The 26,761-nt window shown below is 62.7% G+C and carries 20 protein-coding genes and 1 pseudogene; 15 read left to right on the forward strand and 6 right to left on the reverse strand.

Going from position 1 to position 26,761, the window contains the following annotated elements:
- The first annotated feature begins 1 nt into the window (after position 1).
- The 4 genes from tal to tkt are packed head-to-tail and all read left to right on the forward strand — an operon-like array spanning position 2 to position 6,531.
- A complete protein-coding gene (gene tal, locus JHD67_RS10280) occupies positions 2-1,102 on the forward strand; it encodes a transaldolase (RefSeq protein WP_199099092.1) in 1,101 nt (366 codons plus the stop codon).
- A complete protein-coding gene (pgi, locus tag JHD67_RS10285; protein ID WP_233171797.1) occupies positions 1,099-2,787 on the forward strand; it encodes a glucose-6-phosphate isomerase in 1,689 nt (562 codons plus the stop codon). Before tal ends, pgi begins: the two co-directional genes overlap by 4 nt.
- Positions 2,784-4,442, forward strand: a complete 1,659-nt coding sequence (gene pgm, locus JHD67_RS10290; protein ID WP_199099093.1) for a phosphoglucomutase (alpha-D-glucose-1,6-bisphosphate-dependent) — start codon at positions 2,784-2,786, stop codon at positions 4,440-4,442. The genes pgi and pgm overlap by 4 nt, the downstream gene beginning before the upstream one ends.
- A 43-nt stretch (positions 4,443-4,485) precedes the next feature.
- The gene (gene tkt / locus JHD67_RS10295; protein WP_199099094.1) at positions 4,486-6,531 is read left to right on the forward strand and encodes a transketolase; all 2,046 of its coding nucleotides are present in this window, start codon (positions 4,486-4,488) and stop codon (positions 6,529-6,531) included.
- A 21-nt stretch (positions 6,532-6,552) separates the two neighbouring features.
- Here the strand turns inward: tkt and gnd are convergent, their stop codons facing one another.
- The 3 genes from gnd to JHD67_RS10310 form a co-directional block, all read right to left on the reverse strand.
- Positions 6,553-7,458, reverse strand: coding sequence for a phosphogluconate dehydrogenase (NAD(+)-dependent, decarboxylating) (gene gnd / locus JHD67_RS10300; RefSeq protein ID WP_199099095.1), 906 nt, complete (start codon positions 7,456-7,458; stop codon positions 6,553-6,555).
- A 111-nt stretch (positions 7,459-7,569) separates the two neighbouring features.
- Positions 7,570-9,093 carry a mercuric reductase gene (locus JHD67_RS10305; RefSeq protein ID WP_199099096.1) on the reverse strand — a complete coding sequence of 508 codons (1,524 nt, stop codon included), beginning with the start codon at positions 9,091-9,093 and terminating at the stop codon, positions 7,570-7,572.
- Entirely contained in the window at positions 9,093-10,418 is a 1,326-nt protein-coding gene (locus JHD67_RS10310) for a glucoamylase family protein (RefSeq protein ID WP_199099097.1), read from the reverse strand. Before JHD67_RS10310 ends, JHD67_RS10305 begins: the two co-directional genes overlap by 1 nt.
- 259 nt (positions 10,419-10,677) lie before the next feature.
- Between JHD67_RS10310 and JHD67_RS10315 the strand changes: the two genes are divergently transcribed.
- The 5 genes from JHD67_RS10315 (at position 10,678) to ligD (ending at position 19,275) form a co-directional block, all read left to right on the forward strand.
- Positions 10,678-14,571 carry a glycosyl transferase family 36 gene (locus JHD67_RS10315; protein ID WP_199099098.1) on the forward strand — a complete coding sequence of 1,298 codons (3,894 nt, stop codon included), beginning with the start codon at positions 10,678-10,680 and terminating at the stop codon, positions 14,569-14,571.
- Between the two features lie 350 nt (positions 14,572-14,921).
- Positions 14,922-16,475, forward strand: a complete 1,554-nt coding sequence (locus JHD67_RS10320; RefSeq protein WP_199099099.1) for an FAD-dependent monooxygenase — start codon at positions 14,922-14,924, stop codon at positions 16,473-16,475.
- Positions 16,476-16,602: 127 nt separating this feature from the next.
- Positions 16,603-16,752 (forward strand): hypothetical protein, encoded by a 150-nt coding sequence (locus tag JHD67_RS10325; protein WP_199099100.1) that lies wholly within the window; start codon positions 16,603-16,605, stop codon positions 16,750-16,752.
- A 48-nt stretch (positions 16,753-16,800) separates the two neighbouring features.
- Positions 16,801-17,643 (forward strand): hypothetical protein, encoded by an 843-nt coding sequence (locus tag JHD67_RS10330; protein WP_199099101.1) that lies wholly within the window; start codon positions 16,801-16,803, stop codon positions 17,641-17,643.
- A gap of 135 nt (positions 17,644-17,778) precedes the next feature.
- Positions 17,779-19,275 (forward strand): DNA ligase D, encoded by a 1,497-nt coding sequence (ligD, locus tag JHD67_RS10335; RefSeq protein WP_199099102.1) that lies wholly within the window; start codon positions 17,779-17,781, stop codon positions 19,273-19,275.
- Between the two features lie 264 nt (positions 19,276-19,539).
- Here ligD and JHD67_RS10340 read toward each other — a convergent pair.
- Positions 19,540-20,238: pseudogene (locus JHD67_RS10340) on the reverse strand (response regulator transcription factor); the annotation flags it as partial.
- 287 nt (positions 20,239-20,525) lie between these two features.
- Between JHD67_RS10340 and JHD67_RS10345 the strand changes: the two are divergent.
- From JHD67_RS10345 to JHD67_RS10355, 3 genes are all read left to right on the forward strand, one after another.
- Entirely contained in the window at positions 20,526-20,870 is a 345-nt protein-coding gene (locus JHD67_RS10345; protein ID WP_199099103.1) for a glycine zipper 2TM domain-containing protein, read from the forward strand.
- A 223-nt stretch (positions 20,871-21,093) separates the two neighbouring features.
- Positions 21,094-21,435 carry a PRC-barrel domain-containing protein gene (locus tag JHD67_RS10350; protein WP_199099104.1) on the forward strand — a complete coding sequence of 114 codons (342 nt, stop codon included), beginning with the start codon at positions 21,094-21,096 and terminating at the stop codon, positions 21,433-21,435.
- A 183-nt stretch (positions 21,436-21,618) separates the two neighbouring features.
- Positions 21,619-21,993 carry a hypothetical protein gene (locus JHD67_RS10355; protein WP_199099105.1) on the forward strand — a complete coding sequence of 125 codons (375 nt, stop codon included), beginning with the start codon at positions 21,619-21,621 and terminating at the stop codon, positions 21,991-21,993.
- Between the two features lie 22 nt (positions 21,994-22,015).
- On the opposite strand, the gene JHD67_RS10360 is transcribed toward JHD67_RS10355, so the two are convergent.
- Both JHD67_RS10360 and JHD67_RS10365 read right to left on the reverse strand, forming a co-directional pair.
- Entirely contained in the window at positions 22,016-23,029 is a 1,014-nt protein-coding gene (locus JHD67_RS10360) for a DNA topoisomerase IB (protein ID WP_199099106.1), read from the reverse strand.
- A 65-nt stretch (positions 23,030-23,094) separates the two neighbouring features.
- The gene (locus JHD67_RS10365; protein WP_199099107.1) at positions 23,095-23,946 is read right to left on the reverse strand and encodes an ATP-binding protein; all 852 of its coding nucleotides are present in this window, start codon (positions 23,944-23,946) and stop codon (positions 23,095-23,097) included.
- Between the two features lie 263 nt (positions 23,947-24,209).
- Between JHD67_RS10365 and JHD67_RS10370 the strand changes: the two genes are divergently transcribed.
- The 3 genes from JHD67_RS10370 to JHD67_RS10380 all read left to right on the forward strand — a co-directional run bounded on the left by JHD67_RS10370 (position 24,210) and on the right by JHD67_RS10380 (position 26,686).
- On the forward strand, positions 24,210-24,578 hold the full coding sequence (locus tag JHD67_RS10370; RefSeq protein ID WP_199099108.1) for a response regulator: 369 nt from the start codon (positions 24,210-24,212) through the stop codon (positions 24,576-24,578).
- A 41-nt stretch (positions 24,579-24,619) separates the two neighbouring features.
- A complete protein-coding gene (locus tag JHD67_RS10375) occupies positions 24,620-26,173 on the forward strand; it encodes a PAS domain-containing sensor histidine kinase (RefSeq protein ID WP_199099109.1) in 1,554 nt (517 codons plus the stop codon).
- A gap of 93 nt (positions 26,174-26,266) precedes the next feature.
- Positions 26,267-26,686 (forward strand): response regulator, encoded by a 420-nt coding sequence (locus tag JHD67_RS10380; RefSeq protein WP_255557193.1) that lies wholly within the window; start codon positions 26,267-26,269, stop codon positions 26,684-26,686.
- Positions 26,687-26,761: the final 75 nt, after the last annotated feature.

Raw genomic sequence — 26,761 nt, forward strand, 5'->3', positions numbered from 1 at the left:
CATGAAACCCACCCGTCGATTACACGATCTCGGCCAGAGCCTGTGGCTGGACAACATCACCCGGGAGATCCTCGATAACGGCACCTTGCACCGTTACATCGACGATCTCTCGATCACCGGACTCACGTCCAATCCCACGATCTTCGATGGGGCCATGGGCAACGGTCAGGCCTATGACGCGGCCATTCGCGAGAAAGTGAAGGCCGGGAAGTCCGGCGAAAGCCTGTTCATGGAGTTGGCGCTGGAGGATCTCCGCCGTGCCGCGGATATGTTCATGCCCGTGTACGAGGCCAGCGGCCATGTCGACGGCTGGGTTTCCATGGAAGTGTCGCCGTTGCTCGCCCGTGACGCCGCCGGCAGCATCCAGGCAGCGCAGCAGATTCACGCGCAAGCGGCCCGGCCCAATCTGTTCGTGAAGATTCCCGGGCTCCCTGAGGGGCTTCCCGCCATTGAGGCTTCCATCTACGCCGGTATCCCGATCAACGTCACGCTGCTGTTTTCCCGCGAGCACTATCTCGCCGCCGCCGAGGCCTATATGCGCGGCATCGAGCGGCGCCTGGAGGCCGGGCTGGATCCACGGGTGGGCTCGGTGGCGTCCGTGTTCGTGAGTCGCTGGGATGTGGCCGTTAACGACAAGGTTCCCGCCGAGCTGCACAACAAGCTGGGTATCGCCGTTGCCCAGCGCACGTATCGCGCCTATCGCGAACTGCTCGCCGCACCGCGTTGGCGCAAGCTGGCCGATGCCGGCGCATTGCCCCAGCGCTTGCTGTGGGCGAGTACCGGCACCAAGGATCCCGGTGCGTCGGATACGCTGTATATCCAGGCGTTGGCGGCTCCGGATACCGTCAACACCATGCCTGAGAAAACCTTGCTGGCCTTTGCCGAGCACGGCGTGCCGAGTGTGGTGATGGCCGTGGATGGTGGCGACGCGGAGAGCGTGCTGACGCGCTTTGAGCGGGCGGGCATCGACCTTGATGCGCTGGCGAGCCGGTTGCAAAGCGAGGGCGCGCAATCCTTCGTCAAATCCTGGCGGCAGTTGCTGCAGCGTATCGCGGACAAGGGGGCCGGGCTTCCCACGGCCGCGCAGCGGGCCGCGTCATGATGCCGTCTCCCGCCGCGCCATCCGCTGCGGGCCTGACACGGCTGCCGGCCTGGCAGGCGCTGCTGCAGCACGCCAGGCAGATGGATCGCAAGCATCTGCGTGAACTGTTTGCCAAGGACCCCGCCCGAGGCGAGCGGCTTCATGTCGAGGCCGTCGGTATGTATTTCGATTACTCCAAGCAGCGGGTCGTCGACGAGACGATGCGCTTGCTGCGCGAGCTGGCCGAGGCCTGTGGCTTGAGGCAGCGCATGGAGGCCATGTTCCGTGGCGACAAGATCAATACCACCGAGGGGCGCGCCGTGTTGCATATCGCCTTGCGGGCGCCGGTGGGCGCGCGCATCGATGTCGATGGCGAAAATGTAGTGCCGAAGGTGCACGAGGTGCTCGATCGCATGGCCAGCCTGGCCGCGCACGTGCGTGATGGAACCTGGCGCGGTTACACCGGTAAACCCATTCGGCATGTCATCAGCATCGGCATCGGTGGGTCGGACTTGGGGCCGGTCATGGCCTATGAGGCGCTGCGCCACTACAGCCAGCGCGCACTCACGTTCGGGTTTGTATCCAACGTCGACGGCACGGATTTCGTCGAGGCAACGCGTGGCCTGGACCCCGCCGAGACGCTTTTCATCGTGTGCTCAAAGACCTTTACGACCCAGGAGACGCTGACCAATGCGCACGCGGCGCGTGAATGGTGCCTGCGTAGATTGGGTGGCGACGACGCTGAAAAGGGTGGGGCGATCGCGAGGCATTTTGTGGCGGTGTCCACCAATGCCGAAGGGGTGGCCAGGTTCGGCATCGATACCGGCCATATGTACGGCTTCTGGGATTGGGTCGGTGGCCGCTACTCGATGGATTCGGCCATTGGCCTGTCGACCATGCTGGCTATCGGGGCAGACCATTTTCGCGAGATGCTGGCCGGGTTTCATGCGATGGACGAGCATTTCCGCCAGGCGCCGCTGGAGAGCAATCTGCCGGTGCTGATGGGCTTGCTCGGTATCTGGAACAATAATTTCCTCGGCGCCTCGACGGTGGCTGTACTGCCTTACGAGCAATACCTGAAGCGATTTCCGGCCTACCTACAGCAGTTGACGATGGAGAGCAACGGCAAGCACGTGACGCTCGACGGCGCGGCGGTGGACTACGACACCGGTCCCATCTACTGGGGCGAGCCGGGCACCAATGGACAGCATTCGTTCTATCAGCTGATTCATCAGGGCACCCGCTTGATTCCGTGTGACTTCATCGGTTTCTGCCAGCCGTTGAACCCGCTGCCGGACGGGCATGGCGGCGACCAGCACGACTTGCTTATCGCCAACCTGATCGCGCAGAGCGAAGCCCTGGCGTTCGGCAAGTCCGCCGACGAGGTGAGGGCGGATGGCGTTGTGCCTGATCTGGTGCCCCCGCGCACCTTTGAGGGCAATCGGCCGAGTACGACGGTGCTTGCCGAGCGACTAGACCCCTACACGCTGGGTACATTGGTGGCACTGTATGAGCACAGTGTGTTCGTGCAGGGCGTGATCTGGCATATCGACTCGTTCGACCAGTGGGGCGTGGAGCTCGGCAAGGCATTGGCCAAGCGCGTCGAGGGCGAGATCGCCAGCAAGGACGCCAGCGGACTTGGCCATGACAGCTCCACCCATGCGTTGATTCAACGGTATCGCCGGTTGCGTGAGGCGCGCTCGTGAGCGCGTCTATCAGTCCGCTGGCCGGAAAGCCGGCGCCGCCCTCCTTGCTGGTCGACGTGGCCAGGTTGCTGGCGGCGTATACCGAGCTTCGCCCCGATCCGTCGCTGCCGTCGCAGCAGGTGGCCTTTGGCACCTCCGGTCACCGGGGCAGTTCCTTCGATCGCAGTTTCAACGAATGGCACGTGCTGGCCATCAGTCAGGCCATCTGCGAGTACCGCAAGAGCGCGCAGATCAGCGGGCCACTCTATATGGGTCTGGACACCCACGCGCTATCGCAGCCGGCCTTCGAAAGCGCGCTGGAAGTGTTGGCCGCCCATGGCGTGGAAACCATGATCGCTCGCGGTGGGGAGTTCACGCCCACGCCCGCGGTGTCCCACGCCATTCTCGGCTACAACCATCGGCGAAGCGCCGGGCTGGCCGATGGCATCGTGATTACGCCTTCGCATAATCCGCCCGATAACGGTGGCTTCAAGTACAACCCGCCCAACGGTGGTCCGGCCGATGTCGATATCACCGATTGGATTCAGGATCGGGCCAATGCCTTGATGCGGGGTGGCCTGCGGGAGGTCCGGCGCGTGCCGTTCGCACGGGCACGCCATGCGTCGACCACGCATGAGTTTGATTTCCTCGATACCTATGTAGGCGATCTCGGCAGCATGATCGACTTCGACGCGATCCGCGGTGCCGGCATCCATATGGGCGTGGACCCGCTGGGCGGCGCTGGCGTGCACTATTGGGCGCCGATCGCGGAGCGCTATCGCATCGACCTCACCGTGGTCAGCGAGGAGGTGGACCCGCAGTTCGGCTTCATGACCGTCGATTGGGACGGCAAGATCCGCATGGACCCTTCGTCGTCCTATGCCATGCAGCGGTTGATCGGGCTGAAGTCCAGGTACGACGTGGCCTTCGCCTGCGATACGGATCACGATCGCCACGGCATCGTCACGCGCAGCGGCGGCTTGATGGTGCCCAACCAGTACCTGTCGGTGTTGATCGACTACCTGTTCAACCACCGTCCGCACTGGGGCGCCAAGGCTGCCGTCGGCAAGACCGTGGTGAGCACCGCGCTGATCGATCGTGTCGCCAAGCGGTTGGGGCGGCGACTCTATGAAGTGCCGGTCGGCTTCAAGTGGTTCGTGAGTGGCTTGCTTGACGGGTCGCTGGGGTTCGGCGGGGAGGAGAGCGCCGGCGCGTCGTTCCTGCGCCGCAATGGCGAGGTATGGACCACCGACAAGGACGGCATCGTGCCGGCCCTGCTGTCGGCAGAAATCACGGCGCGCCACGAGGGCGATCCTGCCGAGCGATATCAGTCGCTGGTTCAAGCCCTGGGCGAGCCGGTGGCCGATCGCGTTGAAGCGCCTGCGACGCCCGAGCAAAAAGCGCGGCTGGCGAGGCTTTCGCCCAAGCAGGTGCAAAGCACCACGCTGGCCGGCGAGAAGATCGAAAGCGTGATCGACCACGCACCCGGCAACAACGCGCCTATGGGCGGCATCAAGGTTTCCACGGCCAATGGGTGGTTTGCCGCGCGGCCATCAGGTACCGAGGACATCTACAAGATCTACGCCGAAAGCTTCACAGATGGCGCCCATCTGCAATCGATCCTGCAAGAGGCGCAGCAGATCGTGGATGCGGCACTCAAGGGCGATGCGGCCTGACTCCCTACGCTGATCCCTCCTTCTTGCCCCGCAGGTAGCCGACATGTCCGCCAAACTCGACCAACTGTGCATCAATACCATCCGTTTTCTTTCGGTGGACATGGTGCAAAAAGCCAACAGTGGGCATCCCGGCATGCCGTTGGGGGCCGCTCCCATGGCTTATGTGCTGTGGACCCGATGGTTGAGGTACAACCCGCACAACCCCGCGTGGGTGGATCGCGACCGCTTTGTGCTGTCGGCCGGGCACGGCTCGGCGTTGCTGTACAGCCTGCTGCACCTGAGTGGCTACGACCTTTCGCTGGACGACATCAAGCACTTCCGTCAATGGGGCAGCAAGGCACCGGGACATCCCGAGCGCGGCCATACGCCGGGGGTCGAAACCACCACCGGGCCGCTGGGGCAGGGCATGGCCAATGCGGTAGGCATGGCTATCGGCGAAGCCCAGCTGGCGGCGCGCTTCAACCGCCCCGGTCATCGGGTGATCGATCATCACACCTACGCCATCGTCAGCGACGGCGACCTGATGGAAGGCGTGGCGTCGGAGGCCGTTTCGCTGGCGGGGCATCTGCAGCTGGGCAAGTTGGTGTGCCTCTACGACGACAACTACGTCACCCTTTCCGCGGGTACCGACATCACGTTCTCCGAGGATCGCGCGCGCCGGTTCGAAGCCTGCGGTTGGCACACGGTGCGGGTGGGCGACGGCAATGACCTTGATGCCATCCAGGCCGCCCTGCATGCCGCGCATGCGGAGCATCGCAGGCCGTCGTTGATCCTGGTGCGGACGCATCTGGGTTATGGCTCACCCGAGCAGGACAGCTTCAAGGCGCACGGCTCCCCGCTGGGCGTGGAGGGTGTGCGCAAGACCAAGCAGACCCTGGGGTGGCCCGTCGAACCGGACTTCCTGATACCGGACGAAGCGCTTGCGCATTTCCGTCAGGCAGTGGCGCGCGGCGCCGAGCACGAGGCGGCATTCGACCAGCGGCTGCGCGCTTACGTAGAAGCGTTTCCGGAGCTTGCGGCCGAATTGCAGCGCAGTCTGGCGGCTGAGCTTCCGCCACGCTGGGATGCCGATATCCCGGTGTTCGCCGCTGACGCCAAAGGCCTCGCCACGCGCGATGCGTCCGGCAAGGTGATGAACGCCATAGCGCAACGTTTGCCGCCATTGATCGGCGGCTCCGCCGACCTCAATCCATCGACCAAGACAGAGCTGAAGGATCAGGGCGATTTCAATCCGGCCGCGTCGAGCAACGAAGACATGCAAGGCTCGGATCCGGCCGGCTGGAGTTCGCGGGGACGCAATATCCATTTTGGTGTGCGCGAGCATGCAATGGGCGCTATCGTGAATGGCCTTGCCGCGCACGGTGGCTTTATTCCGTTCGGCTCGACCTTTCTGATCTTTTCCGACTACATGCGACCACCCATTCGGCTGGCCGCGTTGATGGGGCTGCACATCGTGCATGTGTTTACCCATGACAGCATCGCGCTGGGCGAGGATGGCCCCACCCATCAACCGGTGGAGCAATTGGCGAACCTGCGGGCGATTCCCAATCTGGTTGTGATCCGCCCAGCGGATGCCAATGAGACGGCCGTGGCCTGGCGGGTAGCGGTGGAGGCGCACGGCCCGGTGGCGTTGGTGTTGACCCGGCAGAACCTTCCCACGCTCGATCGGCAGCGCTATGCCAGCGCCGATGGTGTGCGCCAGGGTGCCTATATCCTGAGTGACGCGCCTTCCGGCGAGCCCGCGTTGATACTTATCGCCAGCGGTTCGGAGGTGAGCCTGATGCTTGAAGCGGCGCAGCGCCTGCAAGAACAGGGCGTCGCCGTGCGCTGCGTCTCCATGCCGAGCTGGGAGTTGTTCGAGGCGTTGCCGCAAGCGGAGCGCGACCGGGTGCTGTTGCCATCGGTCCGGGCGCGACTCGCCATCGAACTGGGCGTGTCGCAGGGCTGGGAGCGCTATGTCGGCGTACGCGGCGACATGCTCGGCGTCGAGCGTTTCGGGGCTTCGGCGCCGGCAGAGGTGCTGTTGCGTGAGTATGGCTTCACGGTCGACAACGTCTGCGCTCGCGCCATGGCCCTGCTCGATAAGTGAATGCGGCGGAGGGCGAGTGGGTCACTCGCTCTTGATGGGGTGTCCGCCGAATTCGTTGCGCATGGCCGACAGCAGCTTGTCGGAGTATGAGTCGTTGTCGCGCGAGCGCAGTCGTTCGATCAGCGACTGGGTAATAACCGGCGCGGGCACGTTGAGGTCGATGGCCTCATCCACGGTCCATCGCCCCTCGCCTGAATCGGCGACGTAAGGCGCGATGCCGGTCATGCTCGGGTTCTTCGCCAGCGCCGCTGCGGTCAGGTCCAGCAGCCAGGAGCGCACCACGCTGCCGTAGCGCCAGATTTCCGCCACCTCATGCAGGTCGAGTGCGAATTCTTGCTTGTGCCGAAGGATCGAAAAGCCTTCGGCATAGGCTTGCATCATTCCGTACTCGATGCCGTTGTGAATCATCTTGGTGAAGTGGCCGGATCCGACGGGGCCCACGCGGCCCCAGCCTTGGTCCTTGGCCGGCGCAAGTGTTTCGAAGATAGGGCGCATGCGCTCGACCGCCGCCGCCTCGCCGCCGATCATCAGGCTGTACCCCTCGGCCAGGCCCCAGACGCCGCCGCTGGTCCCGCAGTCGATGTAATGGATCTGCTGGGCCGCAAACGTCTGGGCCCGGCGCATGGTGTCCTTGTAATTGGAGTTGCCGCCGTCAATGACGGTGTCGCCAGGCGCCAGTAGCGGCAGCAGCTGCTTGAGCGTGCTATCGGTGATGTCCCCGGCCGGCACCATCAGCCATAGCGCGCGCGGCGCGTGCAGCGCCGCGACCAGGGCGGCGAGTGAGTCGGCGGAGTGGGCGCCTTTGCTCTCCAGCGCCTTGCGTGCGTCGGGCTTGGGGTCGAAGCCCACCACCTGGTGTCCGCCTCCCGTGAGGCGCTGTGCCATGTTGGCGCCCATGCGGCCGAGGCCGATCATGCCGATGTTCATGAGATCTCCTGGGGTGAAGTGAAGGGCGCAGCGTTGCCGCAAGCCCGCATGGTGCGCCCATGGCGGGCAAGGTCGCGTGACAGGGTGCGTGTTGCCGCGCGCCTCATGGCGCTATCGGGCCAGCCAGCGGCGGGCCCTGGCCTGCAGGCGTGGCGTGAAGCGCGTGCGGTAGTACGCCTGCGCGGCCTGCTGGATCGCCGCCGCCTGGGTCGGGTAGGCATGGATAACGCGGGCGAGTGTGCGCAAGCCAATGCCCGTCACCATGGCGAGGGTGATTTCATTGATCATGTCCCCGGCGTGGCGGGCGACGATGGTGGCGCCGAGGATCTTGTCGGTGCGGCCCTTGACGTGGATTTTCACGAAGCCGTTTTCTTCGCTGTCGGTCACCGCGCGTGCGATTTCGTGCATGGGGATGGTGAAGGTTTTTATCGGTATATCCAGCTGATTGGCCTCACGCACGTAGAGGCCGACATGCGCGATCTCCGGGTCCGTGAAAGTGCACCATGGAATGACCAGTTCGCTGAGGCGCTCGCGGCCGCCAAACAAGGCGTTCTGCACCACGATGTGCGCCGCGGCCTCGGCGGTATGCGTGTACTTATGCTCCAGGCATACGTCGCCAGCGGCATAAATGCTGGGATTGCTGGTGCGCAGAAAATCGTCGACGCGTACGCCGTCGTCGAGGTCGTAGTCGACACCGGCGTCGTCGAGCCCCAGTTGCTGCACGTTGGGTGCGTGACCGACCCCGGTCAGGATGGCGTCCACGGCCACCGTATTCCGATAATCGTCACTGACCAGGTCAACCAGCTTCTGGCCATTTTCCACGCGCACGGCGATGGCGCTGGTGTTGAGTCGAACCTCAATGCCGTCGCGGGCGAATGCGTCGGAAAGGATCTGGGCGGCATCGCGCTCCTCCTTGCCGAGGAACAGCGGCATGTCCTGCACGATGGTGGTTTGGGCGCCGAGCCGGCAGAACGCCTGGGCCAGCTCGCAGCCCAGCGGTCCACCGCCGATGACCATGAGGCGGCGCGGCAATTGAGTCAGGTCAAACACGTTCTCGTTGGTCAGATAGCCCGCTTCCGCCAGGCCGGGGATCGACGGAATCATGGGGCTGGCGCCGGTCGCAATCAGTGCCTTCTCGAAACGCAGCACGTCTCCCTTGACCATCAAGGCGTCCGGCCCGGAGAAACGGGCGTCGCCAAAGAACAGGTCGATGCCGTCCTGGGCCAGTCGCTGGGCGGAATCGCCGCCACTGAGATGGGTTCGTATGCGCCTGACCCGTTCCATCACGGCCGGAAAGTCGACGCTGATATCGCGTGGCACCTGGGCGCCGTAGCGGCGCGCGTCGCGCATCTCCGCGTATAGCTGTGCCGTTCGGATCATGGTTTTGGAGGGGATGCAGCCGTCATTGAGGCAGTCGCCCCCAATCATGTTGCGTTCGATCAATGCCACCCTGGCGCCCAGCGCCCTGGCTACCCTGGCGGCAGCGAGCCCGGCGGGGCCGGCGCCGATCACGACCAGCTGATAAGGCGCCGAGGCGTTGGGGTTGCTCCAGGCGCGAGGCCGAACATTGGCGATGCGCTCATGCTCATACGCATCCTGGGGCGTGCTGATCGATGGGTCGCGCGGATGCGGCATCAGGGTGATTCCTTGTCGAGATGGTTGCCTGATGGCAGCCAGCCGCCACGAAAGCCGGCGCGATGCAGTCCGTTGCGGAGGTAGGCGCAGTTGCGCATCAACTGCCATACCCCTTCGGTGCGATGGTTCTCGATCATCATGCACACGATGCCTTGGTCGAGCCCGTAGTGCCCGGCCGATACCCAGGGCTCGCCGCGGCCATTGACGACCGATGGATTGAAGCTGCTCGCCAGGCGGTCATCCGTGAGTATGTCGGGATACCGATCGATCATGTGGCGTATCGATTCCAGCACGATATCGGGCGCGAACGGCAGCGATGCCAGCACGGCGGGGGCGGATAGCGTGCCGTCATCGGGACCGTAGGGCACGCCCCGGGCAGCGTAGCCAAACAGCCGTCGCGGCGCGTTGTGCACGCCCGGCTGCTCGTCGGTGGGGCCGTCGCAGGCGGATAGGCCCCAGCAGCGCTCGTCGTAGCCGGCCAGTTCATGGGGATTGCGTTGCACGTACTCGCGCTGGATGGCGACGGCTCTGCGCGAGTTCTGGAAGTAGTCCGAGCGTACCTCGCGCATAAAGCGGTCGCGGATGCCGCGAAAATCAATCCATGCGTGCGAGAACTGATGTACGAACAGTGGCCCCGCATACAAATAATCGTTGTTGTAGAGATTTTCCCACTGGTAGGTGGCCGTCCAGGATTTGTAGCAAGCCGTGGTGATGGGGTGAGTGGGCGAGCCCATGGCCAGGGCATAGAGCAGGATGGCCTCGCTATAGCCCTCCCAGCCGTAGTGCAAGAAGCTGCATTCTGGCTTCCAGCCTTGCCGTATGGTGTCGCCGCCGCCCTGTGCCCAGCGCCAGTCGATGCGCCGATAGAGAACGTCGGCAAGCTCGCGCAGTTCGGCTTCATGCTCCGTTGCTGCCGTGAAGTACATGCTTGCGGCAAGCACGCCGGCGATGAGTAGCGCCGTATCGATCATCGACAGCTCCGAGCTCCATACGCGGGCGCCGCTCTCCCTGTCGAGAAAGTGGTAATAGAAGCCCTTGTAGCCGGTGGCCTCAGGGCGGCCGCTCTGGTCGCAATCGCGCAGAAAGCTTAGTGCGGCGAGGCAGTGTTGGACCGCACTGCGGCGATCCAGCCAGCCGCGCTCCACGGCGGCCGGGTATGAAGCCAGCGCGAAGCCCACCACGGCGATGCTGACGGGCGATCCGGGGCGGGAGGTGTCGGCCACCAATCCGTTGCGCGGGTTCGTGTTCTGCAAGAAATAGTCGAACGCCGCATGCTGCAGCCGATCGAGCATGGCTTCATCCGTGAGCGTAGTCAGCTGTGCCATCGAATGAGTCCCAGATAGGGCCGCCTGAATGGATGGGGCTTCACCACGTTATCCGGAAAGAGGTCAGTGATGATGTCGCAAACGGGTGTATGTGCCGCGTGTAGGAAAGGTGCGGGAGATCGCCGCGCGCATCGCTTCTCGACGCGGTCGCACAGGCAGGGTGGAGGCTTCACACGGTATTACTCCCAAGTGGCCCTATGCTCGGCCGCTCGCGATGCGAAACCGCGTCGCTATTGCGCGTACGGAGTCACGACGCCTCATGCCGTCCCGCTTGCCGCCATCCGCTGATACGCCGTTGCGAGCGCAGTTGCTCTCCAACGGGCGCTATACCGTGATGGTGAATGCGGCGGGGGCCGGCTATGGCCAGTGGCGCGGGCTCGCCGTCACGCGTTGGCGCGAAGATCCCGTGGGCGATGCCTGGGGCAGCTACCTGTTATTGCGGGACGAGGACAGCGGCGAAACCTGGTCCTCGACGCCACAGCCCTACGGTGCCGCTGGCGATGCGCATGCCAGCGAGTTCTGCGATGGCTACGTGCGCATGACGTGCCAGCATGAATCGCTGACCAGCCAGCTGGATATCGCCGTTGTTGCGGATCGGGATATCGAGTGGCGGCGCATCACGCTTTCCAATACAGGTACGCGCGATCGCACCATCTCGCTGACATCGTATGCCGAGATGGTGCTTGGGCCGGCTGCTGCGGATGCGGCCCATCCGGCCTTCTCCAAGATGTTCGTGCAAACCGAGTGGGTGGGGCAGGATGCGGCTCTGCTGGCTACTCGCCGACGCCGATCACCCGATGAGCCCGAAGTGTGGGCTGCGCATCGGGTCGTGGCTTCGCCTGGCACCGACGTCGATGACCAGCATGAGTCGGACCGCATGCGTTTTCTGGGGCGTGGGCGAACGCTTCGTAGTGCCCAGGCCATGCAGGCGGGTGCCGCATTGTCGGGTACCCATGGCAGCGTGCTGGACCCTGTCTTCAGTATTCGGCGCCATGTGCGCGTAGCGGCCGGTGCCCGTGTGCAGGTTAGGTTCCTGACCGCGTTGGCGAGCTCGCGCGCGGACGTGCTCGCGTTGATCCGCTCCGTGGATGGGCGCGTGCCGGATGAAGACATCCTCGATGGTTCGGCGGCCCATGTAAAAGCGGAGCAGGCGCGCCTGGGAATCGATGCGGGCTTGGCCGCACGTTTCGATGGCATCACGGCGGCGTTGTTGTATGCCGATCCTGCGCTCCGATCTCCCGCCGAGCGGCTTGAGCAGGGTGTCGGGGGAGCGCCGGTGTTATGGAGCTGCGGCATCTCCGGCGACCGGCCCATCATCCTGTTGCGCATCGTCCGCGCCTCCGATATGGCGTGTGTGGACGAACTGCTGCTCGCTCAGCGCTATTGGCGGGCGAAGCAACTGGGTGTCGACCTTGTGCTGCTGGCCAACGGTGATGCGGGCGACGACGCATGGCATGCGATGTTGAGCCAGCGTGTCGCCGCCCAGAACGATGATCTCAAGGCCCAGGGTTCGGTCGCCACGGCGCAGGCATTCGCGCTTCGCCATGATGATATGTCCGACGCGGTGCACAAAGGCCTGGCGACGGTGGCGCGCATCGTGCTGGACGCCGCCACGGGCCTCCCTGCGCCGATTGCGCAGCCACGCCCGGCGATCGCTGGCACGTCTGCGCGGTTCATGCCGTGGACTCCAGGTGACGCTCCGGCCCCTCGGTCAGCACCGGCGACAGCCGCAGGCGAGTTTGACAATGGCTTGGGTCGTTTCAGCAGCGCCGGGCGCAGCTACACCATCACTCTTGATGGCGGCGAGTGCACACCAAGCCCCTGGATCAATGTCATTGCCAATGCGGACTTTGGATTCCTGGTCTCGGCGGAGGGCGGCGGCTACACCTGGTCGGACAACAGCCAGCAGAATCCATTGACGCCCTGGCCAAACGATCCGGTCAGCGATGTTCCCTCCGAGGTGCTGTATCTACGGGACGAGGATAGTGGCCAATGGTGGAGCGCCACCGCGGCGCCGGTTCGCGTGCCCCATGCGACTTACCTCATCGAACACGGCAAGGGCTATAGCCGTTTCAGCCATGCCGCACATGACATCGAGGTCGAGCTTTTGCAGTTCGTGCCGACGCAGGATTCGATCAAGCTATCTCGACTTCGCCTCCGCAATGCGTCGAACCGCAAAAGACGCTTGTCGATCACTGCATACGTGGCATGGGCGCTGGGCGCCAACGGCACCGTACCGGCTCCCTTCGTCACCACCTCGCGCGATGTAGAGACCGGTGCGCTATTCGCCTGCAATCGTTGGCGTGCCCCATTCAGCGAGCGAGTGGCCTTTATGGATCTCGGCGGACTGCAGCAGTCGATGACGGGAAGTCGCCTGGACTTTCTTGGCCGGTTTGGTGCGGTCGACTGCCCGCTCGCCTTGGTCGACAGTGCGCCGCTATCGGGTCGGGTGGGTGCGGGGCTCGACCCCTGTGGAGCGCTGCAGGCATGGATGGAACTGGCGCCCGGCGAGCAGGTCGAGTTGCGGCTCATGCTCGGCGAGGCCTTGTCGATCACGCAAGCGCAGTCACTGGTGCAGAAGTACCGGGTAATCGATCTTGATATTGTCCTGGCGGACGTTCGATCGCTGTGGGATGACGTGCTCGATACCGTACAGGTCACCACGCCTGATCGTGCCATGGACATTCTCCTCAACGACTGGCTGCTCTATCAGGCACTTGGATGCCGCATGTGGGCGCGCACGGCTTACTACCAGGCAAGCGGCGCCTATGGATTCCGCGATCAGCTCCAGGATGCGATGTCCCTGTGCGTGGCTCGCCCCGATCTGGCGCGCGAGCACCTGCTGAGGGCGGCGGGTCGACAGTTCGTGCAGGGCGATGTGCAGCATTGGTGGCTGCCGCCATCAGGGCAGGGTATCCGCACGCGGATCAGCGACGACCGAATATGGCTTGCCTACGTTGCCGCCCATTACGTGGCGACGACGGGCGATAAGGCCGTGCTGGACGAGATCGTGCCCTTCCTGGATGGGCCGCTCATCAAGGAGGGCGACGTCGATGCGTTCTACCAGCCGGGCATCGCCAGCGAGCGCGGCAGCGTCTACGAGCATGCCGCGCGGGCAATCGATTCCGGCATGACGCTGGGTGCGCACGGGCTTCCTCTGATCGGCACCGGAGACTGGAACGACGGCATGAATAATGTCGGCGCGCAAGGGCGCGGCGAAAGCATCTGGCTCGCGTGGTTGCTGCTGTCGACGATTCGGGATTTTCTGCCGTATGCCAGCGCCCGCAGCGATCAGCCGCGAATCGATCGTTGGCAGGCTTATGCCGCGAGCTTGCAGGTGGCGCTGAATGGCGAGGCTGGCTGGGATGGCGAATGGTACCTGCGGGGCTACTACGACGATGGCACGCCCCTGGGTTCGAGCGGGAGCGCCGAATGCAAGATCGATGTCATCGCGCAATCGTGGAGCGTGATGTCCGGGGCGGCAGATCCGCACAAGTCGGCGAAAGCGATGGACGCCGTCGAGAAGTACCTGATACGTCGCGATGAAAAGATTGCGCTGCTGTTTGCGCCTCCGTTCGATCACACGCCATGGAACCCCGGCTATATCAAAGGCTACCCGCCCGGGATGCGTGAGAACGGCGGTCAATATACTCACGGCGCCACGTGGTCGATCTTCGCTTACTCCATGCTCGGGCAAGGTGATCGGGCGGCCGCGTTGTTCGACATCCTCAACCCCATTCGGCACGCCGAATCGGCGGAGGCGGTCGCGCGCTACCGGGTTGAGCCGTATGTTGCCTGCGCCGATGTCTATTCACAGAGCCCCCATGTCGGCCATGGCGGCTGGACGTGGTACACCGGTTCGGCCGGCTGGCTCTACCGCGCCGGACTGGAGGCTATCGTGGGTTTTCAACGGCGTGGCGGGAGCCTGCGAATCCATCCTTGCATTCCAAGGTCCTGGCCGCGCCTGGAGGTTGTCTACCGGCATCGTGGCGGTCAGCACGGGCTGACGCGGTACGTGATTGCCATCGAGAATCCAGATCGAGTCAACGGTGGCGTCGCGTCGATGGAGCTGGATGGCGAGGCGCTCGGTACGGATCAGATCCCGCTTGCCGATGATGGAGGCGAGCACCGTGTTTACGTCAGGCTCGGATAGGTCGCCAGCGCGCATGGCCTTCCCATAGCAACGGGCTGCCTTCGCACCGCGCCATGCCTTTTGTCGAATGTCCCCGTTTCAACGGTGAGTGGTCGCCATCGCGGGTGGCGATGCCCAGGGCTTGGCGGCGGCTAGTACGCCCCTCGATGGACGTGCTAACGTGGCCGCGTCGGAAAAGGCAGACTTGGTTTGGTAAGCCCAAGTCCTTTCGGTAACGAAAGCTCTGGTCTTTGGCTTCGCGCTTGAGATCCCCGCGACGAATATCGGACGCCACGCGCGTCCCATCATTCGTCCGTGTGGCTCTCGAACCCGAGGAACGCTCCGGTCGAATATCGACCCAGGAGTCTTTCATGACCAGCCTTCATCCGAATTCCTATGACGTTGTTATCGCCGGCGCGGGCCCCGTCGGTCTTTTCCTCGCCTGTGAACTCAGGCTCTACGGCCTGTCGGTCGTGGTGCTGGAACAAGCCGAGGACGCGCAGTCGCCCTTGAAGCGCCTTCCATTTGGCATGCGCGGCCTTTCGGCGCCGACCCTGGAAGCATTATCCCGCCGTGGACTGCTGGACGCCGTTGTCCAGGCGCAGCGAGCGAACGACGCCTCGGGCGCCACGCGGGCGGCGGCACACTGGATGCAGCAAGCACGGCGTCCGGCGGGCCACTTCGCCGGCATCCCGTTCTTCCATGACCAGGTCGATGCCGCTCGATGGCCCTATCGCCTGCCGAGTCCTGTCGGCACCAGTTTGATGGTGGATTTGGCGTCGCTGGAAGCGGTTCTCGCGACGCGGGCCATCGCCATGGGTGCCGAGATCCGGCGGGGCATTGCCGTCGACGGATTCGAGCCAACGGAGAACGAAGTCATCCTTCGCACGGCGCACGATACCCTCAGTGGTCGCTGGCTGGTCGGTTGCGATGGTGGTCGAAGCACGGTGCGCAAGGTGGGCGGCTTCGACTTCGTCGGCACGGAACCGGAGTTCACGGGTTATTCCCTCCAGGTCGACATGGAGCAACCGGATGCACTCCGGACTGGCCGCACCTATACCGCGACCGGCATGTATACCTATGCCCGGCCTGGAACGATCGCGATGGTCGATTTCGATGGCGGCGCCTTTCATCGCACCCAGCCCATCACGCTCGACCATGTGCAGGCCGTGTTGCGCCGTATCTCCGGAACGGAAGTCACCTTGACCGCGTTGCGGCTCGCCAGCACCTGGACCGATCGTGCGTACCAGGCTGCCGCCTATCGCCGGGGACGGGTTCTGCTTGCTGGCGACGCTGCGCATGTTCACTCGCCCTTGGGTGGTCAGGGGCTCAATCTGGGGATCGGCGATGCGATGAACCTCGGTTGGAAGCTGGCCGCCGCGAGTCGCGGCGACGCGCCAGCGGGCTTGCTCGACAGCTATCAGGACGAGCGGCATCCGATCGGGGCGCACGTTCTCGATTGGTCACGCGCACAGGTTGCACTTATGCGACCGAGCCCCAGTTCACGTGCGCTCGAGGCCATTATTCGCGACCTCATGGATACACGCGACGGTGCGACCTATGTCGCCGGGCGCGTGTGGGGCATTTCTCTACGCTACGATTTGGGCGACAGTCATCCACTGGTGGGTTGCACCGTTCCCGATTTCGCGCTGGCCAGCGGTGCCAGCGTGGCCGCACTGCTAGGAGACGGGCGTGGCCTCTGGTTGGACTTTGCGTCGCATGCGCCGTGGCGGGAGTTCGCAAGCCACTGGCATGGTCGTATCACGTATGTCGCTAGCGACGCCCAGGATCGCCTTGGCCTGAACGCGTTGCTCGTGCGTCCCGATGGCGTTGTCGCCTGGGTCGACGAGGGGGATCTTGACCATGAGAAAGCGGCGCGGGCGGCGTCGCGCTGGTTCGGCGAGCGCAGGCCCGCGAGTGGCTGACGCTATCGCTTATCCATTCACGGAGATCACGACGCATCGCGTGAAATATCACATGGCAATAACGCGTTCCGCCGCACGGTAAGTGCCCAGGCTCGGTCCTCTCAACCCGCCAAAGGAGAACGCCACGATGTCGCTGAAAAACAGTGGTTCTCGCAGAACAGCCTTGGGTTACGGCGCGCAAAAGCAGCGAGGTGGTATCGGCTATGTTTTCTTGTGGCTGCTGGGTGTACCTATTCCCGTGCTTATCCTCATATCGCTGTTGCGTGGCTGTGCCTGAGGCATGACGTCGACACCGTTTGCTCACTGACCTATCGAGGGTGATGTCATGGCACAAGTCATGGAAACTTCTGTACTGGTGGAGGGTGGCCCCATCCACCCAGTGATGAACTGGGGCGCTATTCTCGCGGGCTGGTTGGTGGCGACCGGTATGGCAGGCCTGCTTTATGTCGCGGGATTGGCGCTGGGCTTTGCAGCCTTTAATCCTCATGATGTCGCCGCTACGGCCAAGGGCATAGGCATTGGCACCGCGGTGTGGGTGGTCTTGAGTTGGATTGCTGGTCTTTTTGTTGGTGGCATGTTTGCCAGTTGGTTCGATGGAAAGTCGGACGAAACCATGGGCGCCATGCATGGTGTTGCGGTGTGGGGACTGTCGTTGACCGCTACCGCCCTTTGGCTCTCGCTGGGGATGGGTTTCGCCTTTCATCACGATAAGCCGGTCGACGATTCGGTCGGCCCGTCAGGCCACGCCTCGATGGTCATGACGAACGATGAGGCCGTGTGGGTGCTGCGGGCAGATGTGCATCGCTTTGCCAGCCATGGTGAGGCCGTGCCGGCCGAGTTGTCGACGGAGGGGGCTGTGGTCGATGCGCTGCTCTCAGGGCACGAGGCCGCCGCCAAGGCCATTCTTCTTGCCTCCACCACAGAAACTCCCGAATCCATCGACCAAGCCTTGAGCAGCTGGTCGAGTCATGTGTCGACGGCACAAGCTCAATTTAAGGCCCGGGCCGAACAAGCGGCGCGCTATGCGTCCATGGTGCTGTGGATTGGCTTCCTGAGTGGCTTGCTGGCCTTGGTGACGGCGACATGGGGTGGCTGGCTTGGCGCCAACCACATTCACAGGGTGTATCACACGCGCCGGTATGCGGGGCGTCCGTTTGCCGTCAAGTGAAGCAGGGTGCGGTTGCGCCAGGCTGCTTTGTTTCGGCGCTTCGCGATCGCCAGCTGCGTTCAGGCCTGGCCCGCATGCGTCGCACCACGATGCCTGTGCGCGGGTCTCTCAGGCGGCCTCACGAAGGATAGTGTCATGGCACGACCCATCTGGAGCGGGACGCTGTCCTTTGGACTGTTGAATGCTCCGGTGTCGCTGATGTCCGCCGAGCGCAGTGTCGATCTTCATTTTCGTATGCTCGACAGTCGCAGCAAGATGCCGATCCGCTACGAGCGGGTGAATGCCGATTGGCCTGGGCGGACGGGCGAGTGGCTCAAGTTCAAGCGACTGGAGAGTGATGAGTTCGCCGTAGTCGGTTACACCCGCGCGAAAGGTCAGCGCCAAGGCTCTGGGTCGCTCTTGCTGGGGCGTCCTTCGCCAAGAGGGGGTTGGAACTATGCGGCTCGCGTGGGCGCGCGGTTCTCGGCGGCGCAGCTGAGCGACATAGCCAGTCGCCTTGCAGTTTGCGCGCGCAGGAAACCCACCGTCCACGTAGATACGATCGATCCCTTGCTGCGCGATGCGCAGTGGGTCGCGCCCAGGGACGTGATTGAAGTCTACTACCGTGGGCTGGGTGGGCATGGGCTTCTCAGGCAGCCTAGCCTGAAGACCTTGCGGCCTGACAAATCCCCTGGGGATCTGCGCGATTTGGATCGTCGAGAACTTCCTCCTTCCGCAACGACTACCACCATGAAGAAGATCAAGGGCAAGAAGCAGGGCGCGGTTGCCATAACGCACCCCGAGCGCATCGTCTTTCCGGATATGGGTATCACCAAGCATGATGTGGCCGAGTACTACGCTTTCGTCATGGATTGGTTTCTTCCGGGGGTGGTTGACCGTCCCGTTTCGGTGCTGCGCTGCCCCGAGGGCCTGAAGGCGGATTGCTTCTTTCAGAAGCACATGATCGAGGGTCTGAAGCATGTCGGTAGCGCTTTTCTCCAGGAGGAGTCGGGTGCCAAAAGGGTCTACCTTTATCCCACGGGCCCGGAGTCCATCATTGAGCTGGTGCAGTTCGGCGCGATGGAGTTTCATTGCTGGGGCGCAACAATCGAGGCTCCAGAGTGCGCCACGCAAATCGTCCTGGATCTTGATCCAGCGGAAGATGTCGCCTGGTCACGGGTCATTGCGGCTGCCCGACTGACAAGAAGGCTCTTGCAGCGGCTTTCCTTGCAGTCCTTTGTGAGGACCACGGGCGGGAAAGGGCTTCATGTGGTGCTGCCGCTGAGGCCCGCCGTGCCGTGGGAGACAGCCAAGGCATTTGCCCGAAGTTTTGCGACGGCGATGGCGGAAGCGCACCCCGACGAGTTTGTGGCGGTTGCGAGCAAGGCGAAGCGAATGGGGCGAATCTACATCGACTATCTGCGCAACAGCCGGGGCGCGACCAGCATCGCCTCCTACTCGTTGCGCGCCCGTCCCGGTGCTCCCGTTTCCGTGCCGCTGCGTTGGGAGGAGTTGGGGCGTCTCACGAGTGCCTCCGCATTCAATATCCGAACGCTGCGAAAACGCCTGGGCCGGCTACGCGGCGACCCATGGGAGGGCTTCGACGCCGTGGTGCAGGGCCTTACCCATATCACCAGTCCATTAGCGCGCTAGACGCGTCACGCGTTGGCCCTGGTCGCCCTGTATGGCCATGGGGCCTTTCTCTGGCGTGGGCGTGGGATCGCCTACGGGTGGCTGTAGTGGGGCGGGCTCGGGGTCGGTGAGTGGTGGTCGCGCAGGTTGAGGGGTCGGGTCCGGTGCGGGAATTTCAGGGTCCTCAGAGGGAGGCGGGGGCGGGGGCGTCGGGTGCGCGGGGCCACCGTTCCTGCCGGCGCCGGCTTGATGAATCGAGTGGGGGATGGCTTGATCCCACTGAGGGGCCACGTCCCCGATCCTATAGCCCGCCGAGTGGATCGTATGGAGCAATGGGTGGGCGAATGGTTTGTCGATGACGCGGCGCAGGTTGTACAGGTGCGATCGCAGGGTGTCGGAATCGGGTAGCGTGTCACCCCAGATCTCGCGCTCGATGGCGCTGCGGCTGACCACGCGCGGAGATTCACGCATAAGGATGGCTAGCACTTTCAGGCCAATGGGCGAGACGTCCAGTTCCTGGCCTGCGCGCGTTACGCGGAACGTGGCGGTATCGAGTACAAGGTCGCCCACCTTCAGCACGAGCGTCGATACCTGTTGCCTGTTGCGCCGGATAAGTGCGCGCAAGCGTGCCTCCAACTCTCGCTGTTCGAAGGGCTTGACCAAATAGTCGTCGGCGCCTGCCTCCAGTCCGGAGAGCTTGTCCTCAAGCGTATCGCGTCCCGTAAGCATCAGTATGGGCGTGGACTTCTTGGCGTCACCGCGCAGCTTTCGGCAGATATCCAGGCCATCCATGCCGGGCAGGATCAGGTCAATGACCACGACGTCATAGCTATGGGTGACCGCGAGATGCAGGCCGCTTATGCCGTCGGTTGCGTAGTCGATGGAGTAGCCGTAGCGCTCCAGTGAGTCGCCCACCGCCTGCGCGACATCTCGATTGTCCTCGATGAGAAGTATCAGCCCCGACCTTAGATCGCGATTGGACATCAGTGAGCTCCGGCAATGAACGTGTTGATCGATGCCTTGAGCAAACGACGGGTATCGTGAGGTGTTCGTGAATCCGTAAGGCGAAATTCAGATTGTGTTTTGATCGCGGTGATTTCTTTGATGCGATGACGTGGACGGCATTGGGCGATACACAGCCCGCATCCGCGATGCATGGCGATCTGCAGGCCAGCTCAAAACCAAATGAAGTATGAGCGACGAGTGAGCAGTTAACCCGCGCATCACGGTCGTGCGCGTAACCAGGAGAGGCTATCCGGAAGGAGATATCCATGAATACTGTAGCGAAGGTTCTCGCCGCGTTGTTGCTCGTTCCTGGCGTCCTGGGTTCAGCTTCCGCGCAAAGCAATCCTCCGGTTGAAGGCCGGACGGTTTGCGAAGATGTTCCTGTAAAGCAGGTCAACTCCAGTGATACGCACCGTGTCGCGGGAACCGCCATTGGCGCCGTCGCGGGTGGCGTCATTGGTCATCAGGTGGGTGGCGGCAAGGGTAAGACGCTGGCAACGGTCGGCGGTGCGGTGGCCGGCGGAGTAGTGGGCAATCAAGTACAGAAGAATCACCAGGACAACAACGCCACCTATACCACTGAGCGTCGCTGTCATCAGGTTCAGGACTAGGGCGTGTCGTGTGTGAGCGGCTCCTGCTGCCAGGCTCGCCGAGTTTGCGTGTGGCCGTTTGATTTGCGAGATGGCGAGACAAGACGCTGGTACGGTCGAGCATAAAACTCATCGCCGCGTCACTTTATGGAGTCACGCAAATAACAAGCGGTCGCGTAATGTCGAACTCGATGATCCACGCCCGTGGATCGATAGTGGCAGTCCACCTTTGAGGTACATCTCCATGACCTATGCTCCCAAATATCTATCCGCATCGACGCTAACGGGTGACTCCGTAAAGAACCATCAGGGTGAGTCGCTCGGTGATCTCAAGGACATCATGATCGACACATCGACCGGCGCCATCGCGTACGGTGTTCTCTCTTTCGGTGGTGTGCTCGGCATGGGCGAAAAGCTCTTTGCCGTGCCTTGGAGTGCGCTGCAGGTGGATGGCGAAAACAAGCAGCTGCTTCTCAATGTGGCTAAAGATCGCCTGAAGGACGCGCCAGGGTTCGACAAGGATCATTGGCCGAACTTTGCTGATACGACATTCGCAACGCAGGTGCAGAATTACTACACCCGTTAACCTGGTCGTGGACAGGGCAGATCATGGCGACTGAGCTGTGCTCTGTCTTTGTCCTCGTTGTACGAGGGGCCTTCTCTTGATCGAGCTTGAGTCGGCGCTCGGGTCGCTAGCCTGTGATGGCGGCTGTCGGCGCATCCGGCCCGGCAGCGTGGCTTGTGTGCTGGATCCTGCGCGTGATTTGCCATGCCACTGAACGCTTACGATGGAAGAGAGGTGGGTTATATGGGGGCGCCCAATGATGGGCCAGCGGCGCACGGCTGCTCCTCGGATGCCTTCTTCACGTCGCACGATATCTCCACCATCTTGCTGTCGCGATCGAGGCCGGCACGGGTCAGTCCAAGGGCATGCCTGAGTCGGCGACAGCTCGAGCACGCACTTGAGCGCATAGATCAGGCCATCCCTCGGTTATTGGGCGATCATGCCGTGGCGGCGAGTTTTTGGAGTGAGCTTTCCGGGGTGCTTTCCAAGTACATCGGGCGAACGGGCGCGGACGACTATGAGTGGATGGTGCAGCGACTGAAGGCGGTCCTGGCCATTCATGGTGTAACGATGCGCTGAGTGGCAACGGGTGCGTAGCCGCTCAAGCGCTTTTGGCGGGTGAGCTTCGTGTCGATCCCCTGAGAAAGCGAAGGCAAGCCATTTCCAGCTGACGCGGTTTGGTGACGACACTTTTCGGGACCATCTTGAGCAGGCGGCCGTCACGCCAGCCTTGAAATACGTCGGGATGAATATACGAGGCGCGACAAACGGCGGGTGTGTTTCGCAATACGGCGGCGACTTGCTTTACGACCTGCGCAATGCATGCATCCATTGCCTTCTGGTCGGTGCTCTCCGGTCTGCCGGTATCGGCGAGCAAGGCAATGGCCTGGGTGGTTCCCTTCCAGGTGCGAAATTCCTTGGCGGTGAAGTCGCCGCCGCTTATGTCGCGCAAATATCGATTCACCATGCCCGAGTCGATGGGGCGATAGCGCCCTGCATCATCCTTGTATTGAAAAAGATGTTGCTTGGGCAGGGCCTGGAGTCGCCGTATCAGTCTTACCAGACGGTGATTGTCGAGGGCGACTCGGCTTTCCTTCCCACTCTTGGCACGAAAGCGGAAGTACAGGCGTCCCTGCGCAAAGCGTACATGGCGGGAGCGCAGGGTGGTGAGTCCGTAGCTGCCGTTTTCCTGGGTATATGCCTCGTTGCCTATGCGGATCTGGGTTTCGTCCAGTAGCCGCACAATAAGGGCAATAACCTTTTCCTGCGGCAGGCCGGGGCGCGCCAAATCGCTTCGTACCCTGCGGCGAAGCCGGGGCAGGGCTTCGCCAAATTCGATCAAGTGAGCGAACTTGCCTTTATCGCGCTTCTCTCGCCAGCGTGTGTGATAGCGGTATTGTTTGCGCCCTTTGGCATCGCGCCCGGTGGCCTGCAGGTGGCCCTGAGGATTTGCGCAAATCCACACATCGGTATAGGCCGGCGGTATGGCGAGGGCTCGGATGCGGGCGAGGACGGTGTTGCTGACTATTCGTTGTCCATTGTGAGCATGGTAGGTGAAGCCTTTGCCAGCTCGTTGGCGCCGAATGCCCGGTTGGGTGTCGCTTACATAGACCAAGGCCTTGGAGGCAGGCGGTGTCCTGGCCGGCGTGGTGCGCCTGAGGCTTGGGCGCCGCCTTGGTCTCAAGCGAGGGTGTCCCTGGCCAGGAAGGGGATGCCTGGCAGGTCGGGCTCAGGGGCGTTGGCCTCGCTGGTTTTGCCGGCTGCCATAGTCGCATCGCATGGCAGGTAAAGGCTTACTGTCGCGCCTTCGTTGGGGTTGCTTCGGATGTCCATGGCGCCGCCCTGCTGGCAGACCAGGTCATGCACCAGGGTCAGGCCAAGGCCGACACCCTTGCCCTTGGGTTTGGTGGTAAAGAACGGCTTGAACGCATGTTTGCGTACATGCTCGGTCATGCCGTGGCCGCTATCGCTTACGCAGATCTCGACATATCGGTCCATGCGCCGCCCGGGGTCCAGGCCGAGCGCGCACAGGTGCGCATCATCGCGCAAGCACGTGCTGATCGTGAGTTTGCCCCGGCCTGACATGGCCTCCCGGGCATTGATGGCGAGATTGAATATCGCACTTTCGAGCTGATCGGCGGCGCAAGCGATGGGCGGAAGATGATCCGGCGCTTCAATGGCAAGCGCTATCCCATCACCCAGTGCCCGGGCGAGGAGTTCGTGCATGGGCTTCAGCACGCCATGGACGAAGGCGACCGAAGGTGCCGAAGATTGCCGATAGACCACGCCAAGCAGGCGTTGGGTTAGGGCGCCTGTTCGCACGGCCGCCTCCAGCGCATCCTCCACAAATGAATGGGCTTTATCGGGAGCTCCACGCTGCAGGTGAAGCGAGGCCATTTCAAGCTGGCCGACGATGCCCTGGAGGTTGTTGTTGAAGTCGTGCGCAATGTTTCCCGTGAGTTGGGCAGCAAAGGTGTTCGAGGCCCACGGCGTGGCCTTCGTCGCACCCTCGCGTTCCGCGAAACTACTCATGCGCTGTCTCGGCTACCGACTCGTGGGTCTGGATGGCATCGCTGTAAAAGCCCCGTACATGCCTTTTCATAAGCTTCCACGCCGATTCGTCGTCACAGCGTGTCCGGAGTGTCTAGGTCGCGTGCGGGCGAAGATGGTCTTGAGCGCTTGGCGTTGAGCATGAATCGCACCTAAGGAGCGGCGCGGATACAACATCCCCATCACGATTTGGATACTTGCATTGGTTTGCACTAAACGCTGCGAAGCTGTTGCCGGGGATGGTCATGAGCGTGGTACTCATCGTGGAGGACGACGCCAGCGTCATGGAAGTTACGAGCTTGCTTCTTGAGGATGCCGGTTATGAAGTGCTTCCCGCCGAGGGCGCTGAACAGGCTTTGCGTGCGGCGGAGGAGCGGCCGGATATCGATGTGATCTTCACGGACGTCAATCTGCGCGAGGGGCTCAATGGTATTGAGCTCGCTCGCATGCTGAAAGAAAGGGGTAGCAGAGCCGCCATGATCGTTGTCTCGGGCGATCTGGGTTGGTCGGGGGTGTCGCTCGCGCCCTACATGCACTTCCTGGCCAAGCCGTATGGCCGCAATACACTGCTTACTGTGGTGGCAGAGGCGTGCGCCAAGCGCAAGCTCGCCTAGATTCCACCGTCCTATTCGCCCGATTGCATTTGGCCATAGTCGTGAATCAGCAAGAAGAGTCTTCGATCGACGCGCCGCAGGATCGGTTCACCATGGAGGACCGCTTTGAGCTGCTGGTCCACTCCGTGGTGGATTACGCCATCTATATGCTCGATACCGACGGATATATCACCAGTTGGAACAAGGGTGCGCAGCAGATCAAGGGCTATAGCGCTCACGAGGTGATGGGGCGGCACTTTTCGATCTTCTATACGGACGAGGATCGGGCCGCGGGTGCGCCGGCGAAGGCGCTATCGGTCGCCCGTGCTGAAGGGCGGTTCAATGGCGAGGCGTGGCGTGTCAGGCGCGACGGAAGCCGATTTCTCGCGCTGGTAGCCATCGATGCCGTCCATAACCGCCAGGGCAACCTCATCGGCTTTGCCAAGATCACGCGCGATATCACGGAACGCCGTGAGACCGTGGCCAGGCTGGAGGAGAGCGAGCGGCGCTTCCGCCTCTTCGTTGAGGGTGTGCCTGATGTGGCGATTTGCATGCTGGACGTGTGCGGGCGTGTCCGTCACTGGAATGCGGGCGCGAGACGCCTCTGCGGATATGACAGTGAAGACATTATTGGTGAGCCATTCGCTACGCTATTTGCCGAATCGTCCCGCAAGGCCGAGCTGGTGGACAAGTTGCTTTGCGAGGCGGCAGGCGCGGGCATTCGCGAGGTGGAGCATCAAGGGCTTCGCAAAGATGGTTCTTGCTTTGTCGCGCACACGTCACTCCGGGCGCTCAAGGATACGGGCGGTGAGCTGCACGGCTACGCCTTCATCATTCGGGATCTCAGTGAGCGACGGGCGACGGAGAACGAGCTGCTGGCCACTCGCGAACAGTTGCTGCAGTCCCAGAAGCTCGATGCGCTGGGTCAGCTGACCGGGGGTGTGGCGCATGATTTCAATAATATTCTTCAGGCCATCACGGGAGGGCTCGAAATGGCATCGTTGCGCCTGGCCCGTGGCGAGAGCGACAAAGTCCAATACCATCTGGACAGCGCCGTGCAGTCCGTGCAGCGCGCGATGCACCTGACCCGGCGCTTGCTGGCATTCGCGCGACGTCAGCCGCTCATGCCGAGTTGCGTGGACCTTAATGAGCTGGTGACATCCATGGCGGACCTGCTTGAGCGCACGGTCGGGGCGAGGATCGGCGTCGACATCAAGCCCGGGCCTGCGAACCTCTATGTGTTCTGTGACGCCAGTCAATTGGAGACCGTGCTCCTGAGCCTGGCGATCAATGGTCGGGACGCCATGCCTCAAGGAGGGCTCCTCTCCATAAGCACGCAATTGGCGAACAGCGACACCGATGGGAAGGACTACGCGCGCCTGGTGGTTAGCGACAACGGCTCGGGTATGTCCAGGGAAACCATGGCGCGAGCGTTCGAGCCATTCTTTACGACCAAGCCACAGGGGCAGGGGACGGGTTTGGGGCTATCGATGATCGATGGCTTCGTCAGGCAGTCGTCTGGAGCCATCCATATGGAATCGACCCTGGGCGAAGGCACCCGGGTGGAGATTCTGCTTCCGGCTTGCGAGCCGCCATCGCCGGTTCCGGCGGCTTAGCTAGGCCGCTTCATCGGGCTCGTGCGCCGCATCATGGCCCATCCACATCGCGCTGCGGATAACGCAAGCACTTTCCACACATGACCGGCTGACATGAAAAAAAACGAGTTCACCATCGGGCCCCCATCCACGGATTCATGCGCGGGCACGATACTGCTGGTAGAAGACGATCTCGACGTCCAGCAAATGACCCGCATGATCCTCGAGGATGGTGGCTATCGGGTACTCTCCGCCATGAATGGCACCGAAGCCCTGATGGTGCTATCGCGGCATCGAGTCAGCGTGCTCGTCAGTGATATCCATACCGCGGGCGGCATCGATGGCATCCAGTTGATCCATCGCCTTCGCCAGGCGGGCTTGCAGATACCGGCCATCCTTACTTCCGGGGATACTCCCAATCGTTATGGGGATTATCCCGAAGCCATCACGTTCATTCCCAAGCCCTATAACGGCGTGGTCCTGCTGGCTGCCGTGTCCAAGGTGCTCGATCCATCACCGGGCCATGATTGCTAGAGGGGAATTTCCCTGCGGCCGGCACATCACGGTGCCCTGACGTGGGCGCGACAATCTATCCATGAGGCTTCGGTC

Source organism: Dyella sp. ASV21 (assembly GCF_016428975.1).
GTDB lineage: Bacteria > Pseudomonadota > Gammaproteobacteria > Xanthomonadales > Rhodanobacteraceae > Dyella.

Bases quoted from the DNA above. Each gene is read 5' to 3' on its own strand.
- JHD67_RS10320 (WP_199099099.1), top strand. From the start codon at position 14,922: ATGACCAGCCTTCATCCGAATTCCTATGACGTTGTTATCGCCGGCGCG.
- JHD67_RS10345 (WP_199099103.1), top strand. From the start codon at position 20,526: ATGAATACTGTAGCGAAGGTTCTCGCCGCGTTGTTGCTCGTTCCTGGC.
- tkt (WP_199099094.1), top strand. From the start codon at position 4,486: ATGTCCGCCAAACTCGACCAACTGTGCATCAATACCATCCGTTTTCTT.
- JHD67_RS10370 (WP_199099108.1), top strand. From the start codon at position 24,210: ATGAGCGTGGTACTCATCGTGGAGGACGACGCCAGCGTCATGGAAGTT.
- tal (WP_199099092.1), top strand. From the start codon at position 2: ATGAAACCCACCCGTCGATTACACGATCTCGGCCAGAGCCTGTGGCTG.
- JHD67_RS10350 (WP_199099104.1), top strand. From the start codon at position 21,094: ATGACCTATGCTCCCAAATATCTATCCGCATCGACGCTAACGGGTGAC.
- JHD67_RS10325 (WP_199099100.1), top strand. From the start codon at position 16,603: ATGTCGCTGAAAAACAGTGGTTCTCGCAGAACAGCCTTGGGTTACGGC.
- pgi (WP_233171797.1), top strand. From the start codon at position 1,099: ATGATGCCGTCTCCCGCCGCGCCATCCGCTGCGGGCCTGACACGGCTG.
- gnd (WP_199099095.1), bottom strand. From the start codon at position 7,458: ATGAACATCGGCATGATCGGCCTCGGCCGCATGGGCGCCAACATGGCA.
- JHD67_RS10310 (WP_199099097.1), bottom strand. From the start codon at position 10,418: ATGGCACAGCTGACTACGCTCACGGATGAAGCCATGCTCGATCGGCTG.
- ligD (WP_199099102.1), top strand. From the start codon at position 17,779: ATGGCACGACCCATCTGGAGCGGGACGCTGTCCTTTGGACTGTTGAAT.
- JHD67_RS10355 (WP_199099105.1), top strand. From the start codon at position 21,619: ATGCCACTGAACGCTTACGATGGAAGAGAGGTGGGTTATATGGGGGCG.
- JHD67_RS10330 (WP_199099101.1), top strand. From the start codon at position 16,801: ATGGCACAAGTCATGGAAACTTCTGTACTGGTGGAGGGTGGCCCCATC.
- JHD67_RS10315 (WP_199099098.1), top strand. From the start codon at position 10,678: ATGCCGTCCCGCTTGCCGCCATCCGCTGATACGCCGTTGCGAGCGCAG.
- JHD67_RS10365 (WP_199099107.1), bottom strand. From the start codon at position 23,946: ATGAGTAGTTTCGCGGAACGCGAGGGTGCGACGAAGGCCACGCCGTGG.
- JHD67_RS10305 (WP_199099096.1), bottom strand. From the start codon at position 9,093: ATGCCGCATCCGCGCGACCCATCGATCAGCACGCCCCAGGATGCGTAT.
- JHD67_RS10380 (WP_255557193.1), top strand. From the start codon at position 26,267: ATGAAAAAAAACGAGTTCACCATCGGGCCCCCATCCACGGATTCATGC.